Genomic DNA, 19,656 nt, shown 5'->3' with positions numbered 1-19,656 from the left:
CCGGACGGTCTCCGGTCAGGCCTTGACCGGCGCCGCGTCCAGCTTGGCGACCAGAGCCGTCACCTTTCGGGCGATGTCCGGGGCGTTCAGGCCGATCTCGGCCAGGATCTCGGCCCGGCTGGCGTGGTCCAGGAACTCCTGCGGGATGCCGAAGTCGCGCACCGGCAGGTCCACGTCCGCGTCCCGCAGCGCCTGCGCCACGGCGGCGCCGACGCCGCCCACCCGGCCGTTGTCCTCGATCGTGACGACCACCCGGTGCTCGGCGGCCAGGCCCGGCAGGGCCGCGTCCACCGGCTTGACCCAGCGCGGGTCCACCACGGTGGCGGTGACGCCCTGGGCGGCCAGCAGGTCGGCGACCTCCAGGCTGGTGGGGGCCATCGCGCCGACCGAGACGATCAGCACGTCGGCGCGGTGGGCGCCGGAGGGCTCCTCGGCGGCGCGCAGCACGTCCATGCCGCCGATCCGGCCGACCGCGGGGACGGCCGGGCCGACCGTGCCCTTGGAGTAGCGGACCACGGTCGGGGCGTCCTTGACCTCGACGGCCTCACGCAGCTGGGCGCGGACCTGGTCGGCGTCGCGCGGGGCGGCCAGCCGCAGGGTCGGGATGATCTGCAGCATCGACATGTCCCACATGCCGTTGTGCGAGGCGCCGTCGTCGCCGGTGACGCCGGCCCGGTCCAGGACGAAGGTGACGCCCAGCTTGTGCAGGGCGACGTCCATCAGGACCTGGTCGAAGGCCCGGTTGAGGAAGGTCGCGTAGACCGCGAACACCGGGTGCAGGCCGTTGGTGGCCAGGCCGGCCGCGCTGGTGACGGCGTGCTGCTCGGCGATGCCGACGTCGAAGATCCGGTCCGGGAAGGCCTCGGCGAACGGGGCCAGGCCCACCGGGTGGAGCATCGCGGCGGTGATGCCGACGATGTCCTCGCGCTCGTGGCCGAGCGCGACCATCTCCTCGGCGAAGACCGAGGTCCAGCTCCGGCCGCCACCGCTCGTGATCGGCAGGCCGGTCTCCGGGTGGATCTTGCCGACCGCGTGGAAGCGGTCCTCGTCGTTGTTCTCGGCGGCGTGGTAGCCGCGGCCCTTCTCGGTGAGGCAGTGCACGATCACCGGGCCGCCGAAGCCGCGCGCCTTGGTCAGCGCGGACTCCAGGGCGGCCATGTCGTGGCCGTCGATCGGGCCGATGTACTTGAGGCCGAGGTCCTCGAACATGCCCTGCGGGGCGATGAAGTCCTTGAGGCCCTTCTTGGCGCCGTGCAGCGTCTCGAACAGCTGCTGGCCGACCACCGGGGTGCGCTGGAGCGCGTCCTTGCCCCAGGACAGGAAGCGCTCGTAGCCCTGGGTGGTGCGCAGGGTGGCGAGGTGGTTGGCCAGGCCGCCGATGGTCGGGGAGTACGAGCGCTCGTTGTCGTTCACGACGATGACGAGCGGACGGTCCTTGGCGTCGGCGATGTTGTTGAGCGCCTCCCAGGCCATGCCGCCGGTGAGCGCGCCGTCGCCGATCACCGCGACGACCGGGTCGTTCTTGCCCAGAATCTGGTTGGCCTTGGCCAGGCCGTCGGCGTACGAGAGGACCGTGGAGGCGTGCGAGTTCTCGATCACGTCGTGCTCGGACTCGGCCCGGGACGGGTAGCCGGACAGGCCGCCCTTCATCCGCAGCCGGGAGAAGTCCTGGCGGCCGGTGAGCAGCTTGTGGACGTAGCTCTGGTGGCCGGTGTCGAAGAGGATGCGGTCGCGCGGGGAGTCGAAGACCCGGTGCAGCGCGATGGTGAGCTCCACCACGCCGAGGTTGGGCCCGAGGTGGCCACCCGTCTTGGAGACCTCGGTCACCAGGAAGGTCCGGATCTCCTGGGCCAGTGCGGCCAGCTGTCCGGGCGTGAGCCGGTCGAGATCGCGCGGTCCCCGAATGCGGGTCAGCAGGGCCACCCGTTCCTCCTCGTTCAGTGTTCGCGGACCACGGACGGTCCGACGGGCGTCGCTGCCCGGCCCGGCGGCAGTCCGACGGTCCGGCCGGTGGCGACCGGTCGAGTCTAATGTCCGCCTGCCGGACACCAAGCGGCGCGCCCGGTGCCACCGTTCGGTTACCGCCATTCCGGGAGGTCGGGCCGGGAAGCCGGGTCACCTCAGGTTGACGTACAGGCGTTTGAATACGCGGGCGGGCCGGACGGCGGTGTCAGGCGCGGCCCAGCGCGCCCGACTCCCCCATCTCGCTCATCACCAGGGCCAGCGCGCCGAGCACCTCGGCCCGGCCGCCGAGGGTGCCGGGGACGACCGAGAGCTGACGGGCGGCGCTCGGGATCGCGTACCGGGCCACCGAGTCCCGGATCGGGGCGAGCACCAGCTCACCGGCCTCGGCGAGGTCCCCGCCGAGGATCACCCGGCGGGGGTTCAGCAGGTTGCAGAGGGTGGCGACGCCGGTGCCGATCTGCCGGCCCGCGTCGGCGATCACCCGGCGGCAGCCGAGGTCGCCCTGCTGGGCCAGCTCGACCACCCGGGGCAGGCTGAGGTCCTGGCCGAGGGTGGGGGCGAGCAGCGAGAGCAGGTAGCGGGAGCCGACGAAGGTCTCCAGGCAGCCGCGGTTGCCGCAGCGGCAGACCGGCCCCGCCTCGTCCAGGGTGATGTGCCCGATCTCACCCGCGGTGCCGCCCGGGCCGCGGTAGATCTGGCCGTTCACCACCAGCCCGGCGCCGACCCCGCTGGCGACCTTGATGTAGGCGAGGTCGCTCAGCCCGCGGCCGGCGCCCCAGACCAGCTCGCCGAGCGCGCCCAGGTTGGCGTCGTTGTCCACGTGCACCGGCATGCCGAGCCGCTCGGCCAGCTCCCGGCCCGGGGCGATGCCCGTCCAGCCGGGCAGGATCGCGGTGGAGCCGAGCGCGCCGGTCTCCACGTCGATCGGGCCGGGCACGCCGAGGCCGACGCCGATCACCTTGTCGGAACGGAAGCCGGCCTGCGTCAGCAGCCGCTCGACCATCGCCTCGGCGCGGTCGAAGCCCTGCTGGGCGGAGACGTCGACGTCGATCGGGGCGCTCTCCTCGGCCAGCACCCGGTGGGCCAGGTTGCCGACCGCGACGCGCAGGTGGGTGTGGCCGAAGTCGATGCCGACCACGATGCCGGCGTCCCCGCTGAGCGAGACGCTGCGGGCGCGGCGGCCGCCGGAGGAGGTGTCGGCGACCACGACGGTGCCGCTCTCCTTCAACTCCCGCACGATGTTGGACACGGTGGCCGCGGACAGTCCGGTGCCGCGGGCGATCTCGGCCTGGGTCAGCGAGCCGGCCATCCGCACCGCGCGGAGCACCCGTTCCAGGTTCGCCCGGTGCAGCGACGACTGCGAGCCCGGTGTGTCCGTCGACATGATCCACCCTCCCAGGGCGGGGACCCCTCCGCCGGGCGTCCCCTTCAACTCCTGAAGGGTACGGCCCGGGGGCCCGGGCGGGGATCCCGGCTGCGGCGGGCGGGCGCGCAGGGGGGCGCGGACGGCGGCCGCCCGGCGCGGGCCGGCGAGCGGGGGCGCGGGCGTGGGGGCGCGGTGATCGGGGGGTGAAGGTGTTGCGCGGCCTGGACCTGCGGGGACGGGGAACCGCTGTCCTGGCGACGGCCGAAAACCACGCACCACTAACATGGTGCCACTTCTCACCCGTCCCATCGGGGCCGTGGACGGCACCGCCAGGGGGACGCATCCAGACATGACGGGGAATCAGATGGCAGGGGATCACCCTACGCCGGGTGCAGGCGAAACGCCCGGCAGCGGTCCGCAGGACAACCGGGGCGTCTCGTTCGGGCGCCCGCCGGGCGGCGGGGTCGATCCGGCCGCCGTCGCGGACCAGATGACGCAGCTCGACGGCGCCGCCGTCCCGGGACAGGTCACCCCGGGCCCGGTCGCGCCCGCGGGCCCGCCGCCCGGCCAGCCGCCGGCACCGCCCGTGCAGCCGCCCGCGCAGCCGTCGGTCGGCAGCCCGGAGTACGCGGCGTACGCGCCGACCGCGCCCGGGTTCCCCAGCCAGGCCCCGCCGCCGCCCGGTGCCGCGCCGGTCGGCCCGTACGACCCGGTCCCCGGTGCCCCGTACGGTGCCCCGGACGCCGGGCAGGCCTACAACCCGGGCGGCTACGCCTACCCGCAGCAGCCCGGGTACGGCTACCCCGTCGCGCCGGTCGCGCCCAAGCAGCGCAACCCGGTGATGCTGTGGGGCGGGATCATCGGCGGTGTGCTGGCGATCTCGATCGTGGTCGCCCTGGTCGTCCTGCTCAAGGACCCCAAGCCCGCCCCCGACCCGGGCCCGGACCCGGTCAGCACCGGCACCACCGACAACGGCGGGACCAGCAACGGCCCCACCCCCGCCCCCGCTCCCAAGGGCGCCACCTTCAACGTCGCCTGGAGCGCCCCCAAGCCGGCCAACGCGGACAGCTCGAACCAGATGCTCGGCGTCTGGGGCACCGACAAGCTCGCGGTGCGCGTCGACAGCTCCGGGATCAGGGCCTTCAACCTGACCGACGGCAAGGAGGCGTGGACCATCGCCGCCCCGGCCGGCAGCAAGGAGCTGTGCACCGCCTCGTACGCCGCCAACTCCAAGGGCGTCGCCGCCGTCTCCTTCAACACCGGTGACAGCGACTGCTCCACCGTCGGCGCCATCGACCTGACCCAGGGCAAGCTGCTCTGGAGCGTCAAGGTCTCGGCCGACCGGATGTCCTCGCCGACCCTCAGCGTCACCGAGAACGTCGTCGCCGTCGGCGGCAACGCCGTCGCCGCCCTGAACATCGCCAACGGCCAGCCGGCCTGGCAGTACCAGCCGCGCGACAAGGACTGCGTCCTGCGCGGCAAGGCGGCCGGCGCCCAGATCGCGGTCAGCGACCGCTGCTACGGCACCAGCGGCCCGAAGTCGCAGCTGGTCATCGTCAACGCCGAGACCGGCAAGCCGGCCAGCACCCCGATCACCCTCACCGGCAACATCGAGGAGGTCGACTCGGTCGTCCAGGACAAGCCGCTGGTGCTGCTGATGGGCAACGGCCCGCAGGGCGACTACGTCCTGCCGTTCGACAAGGACAACAAGCCGGGCACCCAGATGTCCGTCAAGGAGCCCGGCGCGGACAGCCTGCGCCTCTCCGGCCAGAACGAGGCCCTCACCCGCAACGTGGTCAGCGGCACCACGCTGTACGTCCAGGTCAGCGGCGGCAAGCCGGGCATCAACGCCTACGACCTGAACACCGGCAAGCGGCTGTGGTCGGCCAACTCCGGTTCGACGAGCAACGACATGCGCCTGGTGGCCGGGACCGACAAGGACGGCAAGGTCCGCGCGATCGTCGACCAGGGCTACAACAAGCCGGCCCGGCTGGTGACGCTCTCGCCGACCGACGGCTCGATGTCCGACCTCGGCACCATGACGATGCCGAGCAGCATGGGCATCGGCAGCAGCACCTCCGAGTACCTGGTCTCGGACGACGGCGCCGCCGTCTACGCGTTCCGCCGCTACAGCGCCAGCGACGGTCCGCTGACCAAGTGGAAGAAGTGACGCCGGGGCGCCTCCGGGGCTGATCCCGGGGGCGTGACCCCTCGTCGCGGGCCGCGCGGCGACCGACACGGGCGGGGCGGGCACGGGCTGATCGCCCGGGCCCGCCCCGCCTGTGATTTTTCGGCCGCCCCGTCCGTTGGACGTGCGAGGATTCGGACCATCAGTCTGACAAAGGAGTGCAGCGAGTGCCCGGCACAAACCTGACCCGTGAGGAGGCCCGCACCCGGGCCGACCTCCTCCACGTGGACGCGTACGACATCGAGCTCGACCTCGGTTCGGCCCGCGAGGGCGGTACCTTCCGGTCCACCACCGTGGTCCGGTTCACCGCCACCACCCCGGGGGCGGAGACCTTCATCGACCTCGTCGCCCCGAGCGTCGAGGAGATCACCCTCAACGGCGTGCGGCTCGACCCGGCGACCTTCGCCGACAGCCGCATCCCGCTGCCGGGCCTCGCCGCCGAGAACGAGCTGCGGGTCGTCGCGAACTGCGAGTACACCAACACCGGTGAGGGCCTGCACCGGTTCGTCGACCCGGTCGACGGCGAGACCTACCTGTACACCCAGTTCGAGGTGCCGGACGCCCGCCGGGTCTTCGCCAACTTCGAGCAGCCCGACCTGAAGGCCGCGTTCGCGTTCACCGTGACCGCGCCGGAGGGCTGGGTCGTGGTCTCCAACTCGCCGACCCCGGAGCCGGTCGGCGAGGGCGACACCCGGGTCTGGACGTTCGAGCCCACCGGCCGGATCTCCACCTACATCACCGCGCTCGTCGCCGGCCCGTACGTCGGGGTCTTCGACACCTACGAGAACGGCGAGCAGAAGGTGCCGCTGGGCGTCTACTGCCGGCCCTCGCTGCGCGAGTTCCTGGACCCGGAGGCCGTCTTCGAGGTCACCAAGCAGGGCTTCGACTACTTCCAGGAGAAGTTCGACTTCCCGTACCCGTTCGCCAAGTACGACCAGCTCTTCGTCCCGGAGTTCAACGCCGGCGCGATGGAGAACGCGGGCGCCGTCACCCTGCGCGACCAGTACGTGTTCCGCTCCAAGGTCACCGACGCCGCGTACGAGGCCCGTGCCGCGACGATCCTGCACGAGCTCGCCCACATGTGGTTCGGCGACCTCGTCACCATGGAGTGGTGGAACGACCTCTGGCTCAACGAGTCCTTCGCGACCTACGCCGAGGCCGTCTGCCAGGCCGAGGCCCCGGGCTCCAAGTGGCCGCACTCCTGGACCACCTTCGCCAACCAGATGAAGACCTGGGCGTACCGGCAGGACCAGCTGCCGTCCACCCACCCGATCATGGCGGACATCAACGACCTGGAGGACGTCCAGGTCAACTTCGACGGCATCACCTACGCCAAGGGCGCCTCGGTGCTCAAGCAGCTGGTGGCGTACGTCGGCCAGGACGCCTTCTTCCAGGGCGTGCAGGCGTACTTCAAGCGCCACGCCTGGGGCAACACCCGGCTCAGCGACCTGCTCGGCGCCCTGGAGGAGGCCAGCGGCCGCGACCTCAAGGCCTGGTCCAAGGCCTGGCTGGAGACCGCCGGCATCAACGTGCTGCGGCCCTCGATCGTGCTCAACACCGACGGCGAGATCGAGTCCTTCGCGGTGCTCCAGGAGGCCCCCGCGCTGCCCGCCGGCGCCAAGGGCGAGGCCGTGCTGCGGCCGCACCGCATCGCGATCGGCCTGTACGAGCTGAACGGCGACGCGCTGGTGCGCACCGACCGGATCGAGCTGGACGTCGACGGCCCGCGCACCGAGGTGCCCGAGCTGGTCGGCCGGCACCGCCCGGCCGTCGTGCTGCTGAACGACGACGACCTCTCGTACGCCAAGATCCGGCTGGACGAGGACTCGCTGGCCGTCGTCACCGAGCACCTCGGCGGCTTCACCGAGTCGCTGCCGCGCGCGCTGTGCTGGGCCTCCGCCTGGGACATGACCCGCGACGGCGAGCTGGCCGCCCGCGACTACCTGGCGCTGGCGCTGTCCGGCATCGGGCGCGAGAGCGACATCGGCGTGGTGCAGTCCGTGCACCGCCAGGTCAAGCTCGCCCTCGACGCCTACACCGACCCGCAGTGGCGCGAGCAGGGCCTCGACCGCTGGGCCGCCGCCGCGGAGGAGCACCTGCGCGCCGCCGAGCCCGGCAGCGACCACCAGCTGGCCTGGGCCCGCGCCCTCGCCTCGGTCGCCCGTACCGACGGTCAGCTGGGCCTGCTCGCCGGGCTGCTGGACGGCTCGGTCGAGATCAAGGGCCTCGCGGTGGACACCGAGCTGCGCTGGACCCTGCTGGTGCGCCTCGCCGCCACCGGCCGGGCCGACGAGGCCGCCATCGCCGCCGAGCTGGAGCGGGACAACACCGCGGCCGGCCAGGAGCACGCGGCCACCTGCCGCGCCGCCCGGCCGACCGCCGGGGCCAAGGCGGAGGCCTGGGTGTCGGTGGTGGAGTCCGACAAGCTGACGAACTATGTGCAGGAGGCCGTCATCGCCGGCTTCCAGCAGTCCGACCAGCGCGAGCTGCTCGCGCCGTACGCGGCGAAGTACTTCGCGGCGGTCAAGGGCGTCTGGGAGACCCGCAGCCACGAGATCTCGCAGCAGATCATCGTCGGGCTGTACCCGGCCCTCCAGGTGACGGCCGCGACCCTGGAGGCCACCGACGCGTGGCTGGCCTCGGCCGAGCCGGCCCCGGCGCTGCGGCGCCAGGTCGTCGAGGCCCGGGCGGGCGTCGAGCGCGCGCTCAAGGCCCAGGCGGCCGACCGTGCGGCGGGCGGCCGCTGACGGTCTCCTCGCAACCGCGAAGGGGCGCCGGACGGGATCGTCCGGCGCCCCTTCAGGGTCTTGCGGGCCTTGCGGGTGGTGCGGGTGGTGCGGGCTCTGCAGGTCGTACGGGACCTGCGGGCCCTGCGGGTCGTGCGAGTCCTGGGGACGTCTGCGCGGGTGCTACTTCTTCTTGCCCTTGCCGTAGGGCAGGCCCGCCAGACCGGCGATCACCGCGAAGGCGACCAGCGGGAGAAACACGTACAGGCCGAGGGTCTGGCCCACACTCAGGCCGGAACCGGGGTCATCACCGTCGTCCCTGGTGAAGGCCATGGCGGGCGACGACAGCAGCATCATCAGCGTGACCGTTGCGGAGACCGCGCCGGCTCGCAAAGCGTTCCTCTTGTCCACGTTTCCAACTTACCCGCCGCTTACGGGGGCGCGCTCGTCGGGGTCGGTCGGGCGGGACGGGAGGACGTGCCTCGGGGCCGACCCGGCGGAACCGCGCGGGGCCAGGAGCCGGGCGAGCAGGCCGGCGGCGGGGGCGGTGGCCAGCCGTTCGAGGGTGACCGGGTCGCCGGAGCCGTCCGCGACCGGCAGGCGCCAGTTCGGGTACTGGTCCCAGGTGCCGGGCAGGTTCTGCGGGCGCGGGTCGCCGACCAGGTCCGGCAGCCAGACCCCGACCAGCTCGGCCGGGGTGGCCCGCAGGAAGCGGTACAGCACCGGCATCGTCAGCGGCTCGCCCTCGGCCAGCAGCCCGAGCCGGCCCAGCTCGGCCCGCCAGTCCGCCAGCTCCGCCGCCGCCTGCCCCTGCTCCTCCCCCAGCGGCCGGGCCAGCAGGCCCAGCCGGTGCCGCAGCTCGACATGCTCGCCGGAGAGCCGGGCCGCGGTGCTGGGCAGGTCGTGGGTGGTGAGGGTGGCCAGGCAGCCGGACCGCCAGCGGTCCGGGCCGAGGATCGCGCCGTCGCCCCGCCAGTCCCGCTCGAACCAGAGGACGGACGTGCCGAGCACCCCGCGCGCCGCCAGCTCCTCCCGCACCCCCGGCTCCACCGTGCCGAGGTCCTCGCCGATCACCGCCGTCCCGGCCCGGTGCGCCTCCAGCGCCAGCACGCCGAGCATCGCCTCGGCGTCGTAGCGCACGTACGCGCCCTCGGTCGGCGGGTGCCCCTGCGGCACCCACCAGAGCCGGAACAGGCCCATCACGTGGTCGATCCGCAGGGCCCCCGCGTGCCGGGCGGTGGCCCGCAGCAGCTCCGCGTACGGGGCGTAGCCGGCTTCGGCGAGCGCGTCCGGGCGCCAGGGCGGCAGGCCCCAGTCCTGGCCGTGGGCGTTGAAGGCGTCCGGCGGGGCGCCGACCGAGATGCCGCCGGCCAGCACGTCCCGCAGCGCCCAGGCGTCCGCGCCGTCCGGGTGGACGCCGACGGCCAGGTCGTGGATCAGGCCGACCGGCATGCCGGCCTCGCGGGCCGCCCGCTGGGCGTGGGCGAGCTGCTGGTCGACCTGCCAGGCGAGCCAGCGGTGGAACTCGACCCGCTCCTCCAGCTCCTTGGCGGCGTGCTCGACCTGTGGGCCGTCCGGGTGACGCAGCCCCTTCGGCCAGTGGTGCCAGTCGGTGCCGTGCTCCTCGGCCAGGGCGTTCCACAGCGCGTGCCGGTACAGCCACTCGCCCTCGCGGAGCCGGTACGCGTCGTACTCGGCCTGCCGCCCGGGGCCGCGCGGCACCTCGTGCAGCAGCTCCAGGGCCTCGCGCTTGAGCAGCCAGACGGCGTCCCGGTCGATCAGGGCGTCGTGGACCAGCACCTCGTCGCGCAGCCGGGCGGCCCGCCGGGTCAGCTCCTCGGCCTGCTCGCGCCCGGCGCCGGTCAGGTAGGCGTACTCGGGGACGGCCTCGATCCGCAGGTGCACCGGGTCGGCGAAGCGGCGCGAGGACGGGCGGTACGGGGACGGGTCGGAGGGGGCGCCGGGCAGGGCCTGGTGCAGCGGGTTGATCTGCACGAAGCCCGCGCCGAGGCCGGCTCCCGCCCACCGGGCCAGCTCGACGAGGTCCCCGAGGTCGCCCATGCCCCAGGAGCGCTCGGAGAGCACGGAGTACAGCTGGGCGAGGAACCCCCAGCTGCGGCCCGGGAGTTGCGGCAGCCGCTCGGGGGCGACCACCAGCGCGGCCCGCGCGGTCCTCGTGCCGGTTTCCGCCGTGAGCACGTGGCGCCCCAGCGGCAGGTCCCCCGGCACCCAGTGCGAGTGCCCCCGGGGCAGCTCCCAACTCCCCCCGTCCTCCAGCTCCACCCGCAACCGGGCGTCCGCCGGCACGTCCAGCGCCGTCCGCCGCCCCTGCCGGACCACCACGCACGGCGGCAGCAACCGGGCCCGCTGCCCGGCCCGGTGACGCTCCAACGCCTCCCCCACCTCCTGCGGCGACCCGGCCGCCACCCCCATCGCCCCCAGCACCGCCACCAGCGTCCGCGCCCCCACCGCCTGCCCGCCCGGCCCCGGATACCGGACGTCCACCCCGTACGCCCGCGCCAGCGCCACCAGTTCGGCGGGCGGCGGCGGGGCATCCTGCGCCGGTACCTGCTCGGCTCCGTCACTGTCGTGGTAAGCGGCCACTCGCGGCTCCTGCGATGTCTCGGCAACGCCCGTTCAGGACAGCCACAGTCCTACCCGCGTGACACCACGATCACCCAGCGCGACACGTCGGCGCCAGCGGGCGGACCCTCGGGGGTGGGGGCGGGTCGGCAGGACTTCAGGGCGTCGGCGTGGAAGGTGTCGGCGTTCGTCGTGGTCGTGTCGCCGCCCTCCTTGTCCATAGGTGAGGACCTCGCCGTCCTTCAGCCGCTCCGGGTCTGGAGCTGGGCCGCGGCGGCAGGCGACGGGGGGTCAGCGCGGGGGCCGACCGTACAGGCTGGGGACGGCCGCCACCTGGGATGTGCCGTGAAGCCCGGCGCTCGCGGGTGTTTCCGGGCTGGTCCGACATGCAATGAAATGGCGCAAAACGGTCATAGCAGTCGGCGGCGTTGACACCGGATCGGCCAGCTGGTGGGGTTGCGGACGATGTGGTCGTGGCCTGGCGAGGAGGCTCCTGTGCAAGCCCGAGTGTCCGTAGCGGCCGGGCGGCGGCTCAGGTCGCAACTGGAGCAGAGTCCGGCGTTGCGGGAGGTGCTGCAGCACCCCGCGGCGGAGGCGGCGCGGCGGGCCACGGCGCGGACGTGCCGTCAGTTGGCGCCGCGGACGGCGGACCGGCTGATCGCCGATCTCAAGGGCACCGAGCCGCTGTTGGCGTCGGTGCGCGAGGAGCGCGCGGACCGGGCGGACCGGACCGGGCGGCCGGGGCGGCGGGCGATGCAGATCGCGGCCGGGGTCGCGGCCGCGGCGGTGGTCGGCGGGCTGCTGGCCGGCTCGCTGCCGTCGGCGGCGTACGCGGCGGCCACGGCCGCCTCGACGGCCTCGGACGTGGTGAGCACCGCGCCGCAGACGCCGCTGGGCAGCGTGACCGACCCGAAGGTGTTCCCGAAGCCGCAGCAGCAGACCGTGGCGGGCAAGCCCGTCGCGGTGCCGTCCGCCGTGACGCTGGTGAGCGCGCCCAAGGCGGACATCGGCGCGGTGCGGGCCGTCCAGGAGGTGCTGGAGGTCGCCGGGGCTGGCGAGGTGACGCCGCGTCCGGACGGCGGGACGCCGACCGCCGGGACGCTGGTGGTGTACGTCGGCGGGCCCGCCGAGGGCGCCGGCGGCGAGGTGGACCGGGTGCTGCGGCAGCTGTCCGCCGCCGCGGGCGGCAAGGACGGCGCCGGGCCGACGACCGCGGGGATGCCGGCCGGCGGGTACGTGCTGTCGGCCGGTCAGCTGCCCGCCCAGGGCGGCGGGACGTACGGCGCCGTGGTGCTGGCCGGCGTGGACGCCACCGGCACCTTCTACGCCGCGCAGAGCCTGCGTCAGCTGCTCGCCGCCGTACCGGCCGGGCAGGGGCAGGCGCCGGGTGCGGCCGGGCTCGGCCTGCCCGGGATCACGCTGCGGGACTGGCCGACCGGCGCCCCGGTGCGCGGCGTCACGGAGGGCTTCTACGGCACCCCGTGGACCGCGCAGCAGCGGCTGGAGCAGGTCGACTTCCTGGGCCGCTCCAAGCAGAACTTCTACCTCTACGCGCCCGGTGACGACCCGTACCGGCTCTCCCGCTGGCGCACCGCCTACCCCGCGGCCCAGGCCGAGGAGCTGCGCGAACTGGGCTTCCGGGCACGGCAGAACCACGTCACGCTCGGCTACGCGCTCGACCCGGGGCAGTCCCTCTGCTTCAGCTCCGGCAAGGACGTGGACGCCCTGGTGAACAAGCTGGACGGGCTGCGCAAGCTCGGCTTCACCGCCTTCCAGCTGCAGTTCCTGGACGTCAGCTACGACGAGTGGCACTGCGGCGACGACCGCGACGAGTACGGCACCGGGCCCGCCGCGGCCGCCAAGGCCCAGGCCGAGCTGGTGAAGAAGGTGCAGGACCGGCTGATCGCGAGGAACCCGGGCCTGGCGCCGCTGTCCGTCGTCCCCACCGAGTACCACCAGCAGGGCTCCACCCCGTACCGCAAGGCGCTGGCGGCGGCCCTGCCGGAGGGCGTGCAGGTGGCCTGGAGCGGGGTCGGGGTGATCCCGGAGAAGATCACCGGCGCCCAGGCCTCGGACACCGCCGGGCTGTACGGGCACCCGCTGCTCACCATGGACAACTACCCGGTCAACGACGCCACCCCGGACCGGCTCTTCCTCGGCGCCTACACCGGGCGCGACCCGGAGGTGGCCACCCGCTCGGCGGCGCTGCTGACCGGCGCGATGCAGCAGCCGGTGGCCTCCCGGATCGCCGTGTCGACGGCCGGCGACTTCGCCTGGAACCCGGCCGGCTACAAGCCGGACGAGTCCTGGCAGGCCGCCGTGCGCTCGCTGGCCGGGCCGACCGGCGCCGCCCCGACGCCCGTCGGGACGGCGCTGTCCGCCGTCACCGCGCTGGCCGGGAACAGCACCTCCTCCCCGCTGTCCAAGCAGGAGTCCGGCTACCTGGCACCGCTGCTGGACCGGTTCTGGGCGGCCGCCGAGCCGACCTCCGGCGCCGCCCCCGACCTCGCCCGGCTGATCGAGGCCGCCGCCCCGCTGCGGGACGCCTTCGCCACCATGGCCACCGCCCAGCAGACCCTGGCCGGCACCCCGGCCACCACCCAGCTGGCCGGCGAGGCCGCGCCCTGGCTGGGCCCGCTGCGCGACTACGGGCTGGCCGGGCAGTCCGCCCTCGACATGCTGCTGGCGCAGCACGGCGGCGACGGCACGGCGGCCTGGAAGGCCCGGGTCGAGCTCAACCGGCTGCGCGAGCAGCTGGACCGGGCCCCGGCCACCGTCGGCGCCGGGGTGCTCGGCCCGTTCCTGGACCGCGCCGTGCGCGCCGCCGACAACTGGTCGGGCGTGGGCGGCGGCGCCGCCACCCCGACCACCACCCTGGGCACCGCCCAGGACCACCTGCCCGCGCTGATGACCGACGGCGTGGCCGACACCTTCTACTGGAGCTCCGCTCCCCCGCAGCCCGGCGACGCCGTCGGCCTGGACCTCGGCGCGGGCCGCCCGGTCAGCGGCGTGACCGTGCTGATGGGCGGCTGGGGCAACGGCCCGGACGCCCGGACCGCCGCCGACGACTACATCCGCGACGGCGTGCTGGAGTACTCCACCGGCGAGGGCGGCTGGAAGCAGCTCGCCACCGTCAAGAACCAGAAGACGGTCAGCGCCCAGCTCCCGCCGGGCACCGTGGTCCGGGCGGTGCGGCTGCGGGCCACCGCCGCGCAGAAGACCGCCGTCGCGGTGCGCGAGTTCACCGTCACCGCCCCGGACGATTCCCCGGCCAGCGTCAGCGGCGGCCCCGACGCGGTGCCCGGCTCCTCCGCCGCCGCCGTGCTGGACGGCAACCCGGACACCGCGTACCGGGCCGCCAAGGCGCCGACCGCGATGGACGAGCCGCTCACCGTCGAGCTCGGCGCGGCCCGCCCGCTGGACCGGCTCACCGTGCTGACCGACCCGTCCGTGCGCGCCACCGCCACCCTCGCGGTGCGCCGGGCCGACGGCACCTGGGCCGACATCGGCACCGTGCAGCCCGGCTACAACGAGCTGTCGGCCGGCGGCCAGCCCGCCGACGCGTTCCGGCTGACCTGGAAGCCCGGCGGCGACCCTCCGGTGGTCAACCAGGTGATCCCCTGGTACGCGGACGCCCCGGCGGCCCGGCTCAGCCTCTCCGACCCGGCCCTGGACGTGGTCACCGGCGCCTCCGCGCCCGTGACCACCCGGGCCACCGTGGAGGCCGGCCGCCCCGAGGGCACCACCGGCGAGCTGCGCACCGAGGTGCCGGCCGCCGCCAAGGGCCTGACCGTTGCCCCGGCCGGCCCGGTGACCGTGCCGCGCGGCGGCCGGGTGGGCGTGCCGCTGCTGGTCAGCGCCACCGCGGAGACGCCGTCCGGGACGTACCGGGTGCCGGTGCAGTTCGTGGCCGGCGGCACCACCGTCCGGCAGGTGCTCCAGGTCCACGTGGTGCCCCCCACCGGCGGCCCGGACCTGGCGCTCGGCGCCAAGGCCACCTCCTCGGGCGACGAGACGGCGAACTTCCCGGCCTCGGCGGTCACCGACGGCGACCCGAAGACCCGCTGGTCCTCCCCGGCCAAGGACGACGCCTGGGTGCGGCTGGAGCTGCCGCAGGCGACCAGGCTGGGCTCGGCGGTGCTGCACTGGCAGGCCGCGTACGCCGCCTCGTACAAGATCCAGGTCTCGGCGGACGGGAACACCTGGACCGACGCCGCGACGGTGGACAACGGCAAGGGCGGCGACGAGACGGTGCGCTTCGACGCGCCCAACGTCCGGTACCTCCGGGTGCAGGGCGTGGCGCGGGCGACCAAGTACGGCTACTCGCTGTGGGGCGTCGAGCTGTACGCGGTGACCCCGCCGGCCGCGCCGCAGCCCCCGGCCGGCCAGGGAGGCGGCCAGGCCGCCCAGCCCGGCGGCGCGCCCGGGACGCCGGCGACACCTCCGGCGGCGGCGGGCGGGACCGCGCCCAAGCCGTAGCCGTGGCCGTGGCCGTGGTGGCCGTTGCCGGGCCCGGTCACGGGTGGGCGGAAACGCGGCGGGCCGCCGGCTCCCCGGTGCGGGGGGCTCGGCGGCCCATGAGGCGCGTACCGACGGTGTGACGGGCGGGCCCTTGTGGAGCTGTGGTCAGGCGGAGAGCGGTTCGGGCTGCTCACCGCGGCGGACGGGGGCGGGGTGGCCCGAGTGGGCCCGGCCGAGCGGGACCGGGTGGACCGGCTGCTCGGTGCGGTCGTGGTGCTCGTACTCGCCCCACTGCGGGGCGCGCAGCTGGTCCGCGCCGCCGTAGGGCTCCAGGTAGGGCCGCCACCGCGGGTCCTTGATCCCGGTGCCGATGATGCGCCAGGCCAGGCCGCTGGGCGGCGCGGGTGGTCGTTTCATCCGCCAGCCGAGTTCGGTGAGGTGGCGGTCGGCCTTGGTGTGGTTGCAGCGGCGGCAGGCCGCCACCACGTTGTCCCACCGGTGCTGGCCACCGCGGCTGCGCGGGATGACGTGGTCGACGCTGGTGGCGGCGGCCCCGCAGTAGACGCAGCGGCCGTGGTCGCGGGCGAACAGGGCCCGGCGGGTGAGCGGGACGGGCCCGCAGAACGGGACCCGGACGAAGCGGGTCAGACGGACGACGGACGGCGCCGGAAGGGCGCTGGTGGCGCTGTGCAGAGTGACTTCCGAGTCCTCCAGGCTGACCGCCTTGTGGTTGAGGACCAGGATGAGTGCGCGGCGCATCGATACGACGCCGAGTGGCTCGTAGGACGCGTTGAGGACCAGGACATGCGGCACGGATGCCTCCTTGGACGCCTGCGGCGCGTGGCTCGCGCCGGGACGAGCGGTTGGATCGCGCCACTCGTGCGCGATCTCCCCCAGTGTCGCCTTACGCCTTTGTACGGCGCCACCACTCCTGTGTAACGGACCTGACGCGAACTCCGGGTGTGGTCTCTGTCATAGCCGGTATGCCCGGGGGAAGGTCGGGTTGCACCCGGGTGGCGGTGCGACGGGTCCCGGTGACTCCGGCGGGTCGCCCGCCGGGGGCACGGTTCGGCCGTCCGGAGCAGCGCCCCTCCTGCCCCGGACGGCCCCGGAGCCCCGGTTCGGGGGGAGCGTACGGGGGCGTTGACGGGGCGTTCGACACGCTCCGTACGCCCTTGGGCACACCCGTGCGGGGTTCCGGCGTGTCCGGGCCAGCCCGCGGCGGCGGATAGGCTGACGCCCACGGTCCGCGGGCCGCTTGCCGGCGGTGCGGGCCCACCACGCACCCCAGCCAGGAAGGTCCGCACGTGTTCAGCTCCGGTGCCACCGGTCCGTCCGACGCGTCCTCGACGCTCGCCACCCCGACCCCGGCCCCCAGCCCCACCGCGCAGCTGCCCGAGCTCGACCTGCGGATCCCGACCAGCGCGCAGGAGGTCTCGGACACCACCCGGCAGGCCGCCAGCTGGTTCGACACCCACTGGCAGGGCTGGGTGGCCTCCGGGCTGCGGATCGTCTTCATCATCGTGCTCGCGCTGGTCCTCCGGGCCGTCGTGCGCAAGCTCATCACCCAGCTGATAGGGCGGATGGCGCGCACCTCCGAGCACCAGGAGGAGAGCCGGCTGGGCGGGCTGCTGGCCAACACCGGGGTGGTGAACACCGAACGGCGCCAGCAGCGCTCGGAGGCGATCGGCTCGGTGCTGCGCAGCGTGGCCTCCTTCAGCATCCTGGGCACGGCGGCGCTGATGGTGCTCTCCGCGCTGGGCGTGAACCTGGCGCCGCTGCTGGCGAGCGCCGGTGTGGCCGGTGTGGCGATCGGTTTCGGCGCCCGGAACCTGGTCACCGACTTCCTCTCCGGGGTCTTCATGATCATGGAGGACCAGTACGGCGTCGGCGACGAGATCGACACCGGTGTCGCCACCGGCACGGTGCTGGAGGTCGGCCTGCGGGTCACCAAGCTGCGCGGCGGGAACGGCGAGATCTGGTACATCCGCAACGGCGAGGTGAAGCGGATCGCCAACATGAGCCAGGGCTGGGCGACCGCCTCGGTGGACGTCCAGGTCGGGTACAAGGAGGACCTGATCCGGGTCGAGGACCTGATCCTGGCGACGGCCGAGGAGATGGCCAAGGAGGCCCCGTACGACGAGCTGATCTGGGCTCCGGTGTCGATCCTGGGCGTGGAGTCGGTCGCCTCGGACTCGGTGGTGCTGCGGGTCGAGGCCAGGACCGCCCCGGGCAAGGCCGCCTCCGTCTCCCGGGCGCTGCGCCAGCGGCTGAAGGCGGCCTTCGACGGGGCCGGGATCAAGGTCAAGGAGGAGGTCGCCGCGGTGGCCGCCGGGGCGACCGGCGTGGTGATCGCCCCCTCCCCGGTCCCGGCCGCCGAACAGGCCGCACCCGCCGACCGGGTGGCCGAGCCCGTTCCGGCCCAGGCCCCGGTCCCGGCGGCGGCCCGGGCGGCGGACGACGCGTCGAAGCCGTAGCGGTTCGGCCGCACGGACACGGACGAAGCCCCGCTCCCACCACGGTGGGGGCGGGGCTTCGTGGTGTCCGGCCAGAGCCCTCCTCGCACTCTCGACACCGGACCGGAGCCGCTGGACTCCGACCGCCGACGCCCTCGGTCTGCCGTACCCGCGATCGGGCAGCCGCGGGTACGTCTTTCTCTGATCGGACGTCAGATCGAGTGGGCGGACGGCTCTGTCGGCGCTGGTATGTTCCAGGCGTGAACCGCGACACCAGCGATCTCGTCTCCCGCCTTGGCCGGCCTCTTCGGCTGATCGTCACCGGCGGTGGAACGGGCGGCCACACCTATCCGGCCCTCACCGCGATCCGCGCCCTGCGCTCGCGTCTCGCCGGGGTCGACGGCGCCCTGGACGTGCTGTGGATCGGCACCGCCACCGGCCTTGAGGCCAAGGTCACCGCCGCCGAGGACATCCCGTTCAGGACCGTCGCCACCGGGAAGATCCGGCGCTCCGCCAACCCGCTCAAGCTGGTGTCGCCCGCCAACGTCAAGGACATGGGCCGCGTCCCCCTGGGCGTCGCGCAGGCCCGTTCCGCGATCGCCGGGTTCGGCCCGGACGTGGTACTCGGCACGGGCGGCTACGTCGCCGTTCCGGTCGGGATGGCCGCCCGGATGTGCCACCGGCCGCTGGTGGTCCACGAGCAGACCGTCCGACTCGGCCTGGGCAACCGGGCCCTGGCCCGGATGGCGACCCGGGTCGCGGTCTCCTCCGAGTCGACGCTCCGGTACCTGCCCGAATCCGCCCGTGCCACCGCCGTGGTGACCGGCAACCCGGTCCGCCCGGAGGTGCTGACCGGGCAGGGTGAGAAGGCGATCCAGGCGCTCGGCCTGTGGGGCTTCGACCGCGCCCTGCCGACCGTGTACGTCACCGGCGGCGCGCAGGGCTCCCAGCAGATCAACGAGCTGGTGAGCGAGATCCTGCCGTGGCTGCTCGGCCACGCCAACGTGGTCCACCAGTGCGGGCCCAGCCACGAGGCGGGGCTTCGGGAGCGGGCTGCGGCACTGCCGGAACACCTGCGCGCCCGGTACCTGGTGACCGGCTTCGTCGGCCCGGAACTGCCGGACGTGCTCGCCCTCGCGGACGTGGTCGTCTCCCGCAGCGGCGCGGGAACACTGGCCGAACTGACCGCGCTGGGGCGGGCCGCGGTGTTCATCCCGCTGGCGACGTCGGCCGGGAACGAGCAGGAGCACAACGCCCGCCACCTGGCCGATGCCGGCGCGGCGGTGGCTCTCCTCGGCCGGGCCGCCCCGGACACCCTCCAGGCGGCGATCGCCCCGCTGCTGACGGACCCGGCCCGCCGCGCGGACATCGCGCGACGGGCCGCCGAGCACGGCCGGCCGGACGCCGCCGACCGCCTCGTGGACGTACTGCTGTCGGTCGTGGGCCGCTAGTTCTCCAGGTCCGGCAGGTGCCGGACGGCGCCGGCCTGGATGGTGTCCACGCACACCTGGTAGGCGGCGTAGTCGCTCTCCCAGGGGTCGGGCACGTCCTCGCCGCTGACGTAGAGGTCGAGCTTGCCTGCGGCCGGGGTTCCGTCCGCCATGGTCCTGAGTTCGGCGAGGACGGCGTGGTCCATGGCCAGCACGGCGTCCGCCCAGTCGAGCATGCGGTGGTTGACCTTGACCGCGCGGTGGTCACGGATGTCGTACCCGGCGTCCTCGGCGGCGCGGATCGCGTTGCTGTGCGCCGGACCGCCGACGTGGCGCTCGCGCAGCCCGGCCGAGCGGACCTCGACCTTCTCCCCGCCGGTGTGGGCGAGGACCGCGGCGGCGAGCGGCGAGCGGTTGTGGTTGCCCAGGCAGACCACCAGGATGCGGTGGCGCTTCGGGTGGCGGAACATCTCGCTCATCT

General features: G+C 74.3%; 11 protein-coding genes and 1 pseudogene. 5 read left to right on the top strand and 7 right to left on the bottom strand.

Going from position 1 to position 19,656, the window contains the following annotated elements:
* Positions 1 to 15: 15 nt before the first annotated feature.
* Complete coding sequence (gene dxs / locus ACLWS4_RS13145; protein ID WP_387825953.1) at positions 16 to 1,923, bottom strand: 1-deoxy-D-xylulose-5-phosphate synthase; 1,908 nt, start codon at positions 1,921 to 1,923, stop codon at positions 16 to 18.
* Positions 1,924 to 2,170: 247 nt separating this feature from the next.
* The gene (locus ACLWS4_RS13140) at positions 2,171 to 3,349 is read right to left on the bottom strand and encodes an ROK family transcriptional regulator (protein ID WP_049651274.1); all 1,179 of its coding nucleotides are present in this window, start codon (positions 3,347 to 3,349) and stop codon (positions 2,171 to 2,173) included.
* A gap of 472 nt (positions 3,350 to 3,821) precedes the next feature.
* Here ACLWS4_RS13140 and ACLWS4_RS13135 point away from each other — a divergent pair, with 472 nt between their 5' ends.
* Both ACLWS4_RS13135 and pepN read left to right on the top strand, forming a co-directional pair.
* Positions 3,822 to 5,501 (top strand): PQQ-binding-like beta-propeller repeat protein, encoded by a 1,680-nt coding sequence (locus tag ACLWS4_RS13135; protein ID WP_416874206.1) that lies wholly within the window; start codon positions 3,822 to 3,824, stop codon positions 5,499 to 5,501.
* A 185-nt stretch (positions 5,502 to 5,686) separates the two neighbouring features.
* Positions 5,687 to 8,266, top strand: a complete 2,580-nt coding sequence (pepN, locus tag ACLWS4_RS13130; protein ID WP_416874205.1) for an aminopeptidase N — start codon at positions 5,687 to 5,689, stop codon at positions 8,264 to 8,266.
* A 162-nt stretch (positions 8,267 to 8,428) separates the two neighbouring features.
* Here the strand turns inward: pepN and ACLWS4_RS13125 are convergent, their stop codons facing one another.
* From ACLWS4_RS13125 to ACLWS4_RS13115, 3 genes are read right to left on the bottom strand one after another with little or no spacing between them, the layout of a single operon-like run.
* Entirely contained in the window at positions 8,429 to 8,656 is a 228-nt protein-coding gene (locus ACLWS4_RS13125) for a hypothetical protein (protein WP_030238515.1), read from the bottom strand.
* A 9-nt stretch (positions 8,657 to 8,665) separates the two neighbouring features.
* The gene (gene malQ, locus ACLWS4_RS13120) at positions 8,666 to 10,849 is read right to left on the bottom strand and encodes a 4-alpha-glucanotransferase (protein ID WP_416874204.1); all 2,184 of its coding nucleotides are present in this window, start codon (positions 10,847 to 10,849) and stop codon (positions 8,666 to 8,668) included.
* A 50-nt stretch (positions 10,850 to 10,899) separates the two neighbouring features.
* Positions 10,900 to 11,049 (bottom strand): hypothetical protein, encoded by a 150-nt coding sequence (locus tag ACLWS4_RS13115; protein WP_416874203.1) that lies wholly within the window; start codon positions 11,047 to 11,049, stop codon positions 10,900 to 10,902.
* A 349-nt stretch (positions 11,050 to 11,398) separates the two neighbouring features.
* Between ACLWS4_RS13115 and ACLWS4_RS13110 the strand changes: the two genes are divergently transcribed.
* A complete protein-coding gene (locus ACLWS4_RS13110) occupies positions 11,399 to 15,307 on the top strand; it encodes a beta-N-acetylglucosaminidase domain-containing protein (protein WP_416874261.1) in 3,909 nt (1,302 codons plus the stop codon).
* A gap of 285 nt (positions 15,308 to 15,592) precedes the next feature.
* Here the strand turns inward: ACLWS4_RS13110 and ACLWS4_RS13105 are convergent.
* Positions 15,593 to 16,102 (bottom strand): annotated as a pseudogene (locus tag ACLWS4_RS13105) (HNH endonuclease); the annotation flags it as partial.
* Positions 16,103 to 16,596: 494 nt separating this feature from the next.
* On the opposite strand from ACLWS4_RS13105, the gene ACLWS4_RS13100 reads away from it, so the two are divergent.
* A complete protein-coding gene (locus ACLWS4_RS13100) occupies positions 16,597 to 17,766 on the top strand; it encodes a mechanosensitive ion channel family protein (protein ID WP_380779341.1) in 1,170 nt (389 codons plus the stop codon).
* A 239-nt stretch (positions 17,767 to 18,005) separates the two neighbouring features.
* Positions 18,006 to 19,196, top strand: coding sequence for a UDP-N-acetylglucosamine--N-acetylmuramyl-(pentapeptide) pyrophosphoryl-undecaprenol N-acetylglucosamine transferase (locus ACLWS4_RS13095; RefSeq protein ID WP_380779339.1), 1,191 nt, complete (start codon positions 18,006 to 18,008; stop codon positions 19,194 to 19,196).
* Here ACLWS4_RS13095 and ACLWS4_RS13090 read toward each other — a convergent pair.
* Positions 19,193 to 19,654: a low molecular weight phosphotyrosine protein phosphatase gene (locus ACLWS4_RS13090; RefSeq protein ID WP_259316758.1), complete on the bottom strand. Its 462-nt coding sequence runs from the start codon at positions 19,652 to 19,654 to the stop codon at positions 19,193 to 19,195. The genes ACLWS4_RS13095 and ACLWS4_RS13090 overlap by 4 nt on opposite strands.
* Between the last annotated feature and the right edge of the window lie 2 nt (positions 19,655 to 19,656).

Origin of the sequence: Kitasatospora sp. SC0581 (assembly GCF_048159585.1) — a bacterium.
Taxonomy (GTDB): domain Bacteria; phylum Actinomycetota; class Actinomycetes; order Streptomycetales; family Streptomycetaceae; genus Kitasatospora.
This window is presented reverse-complemented; position numbering and strand designations above follow the sequence as displayed.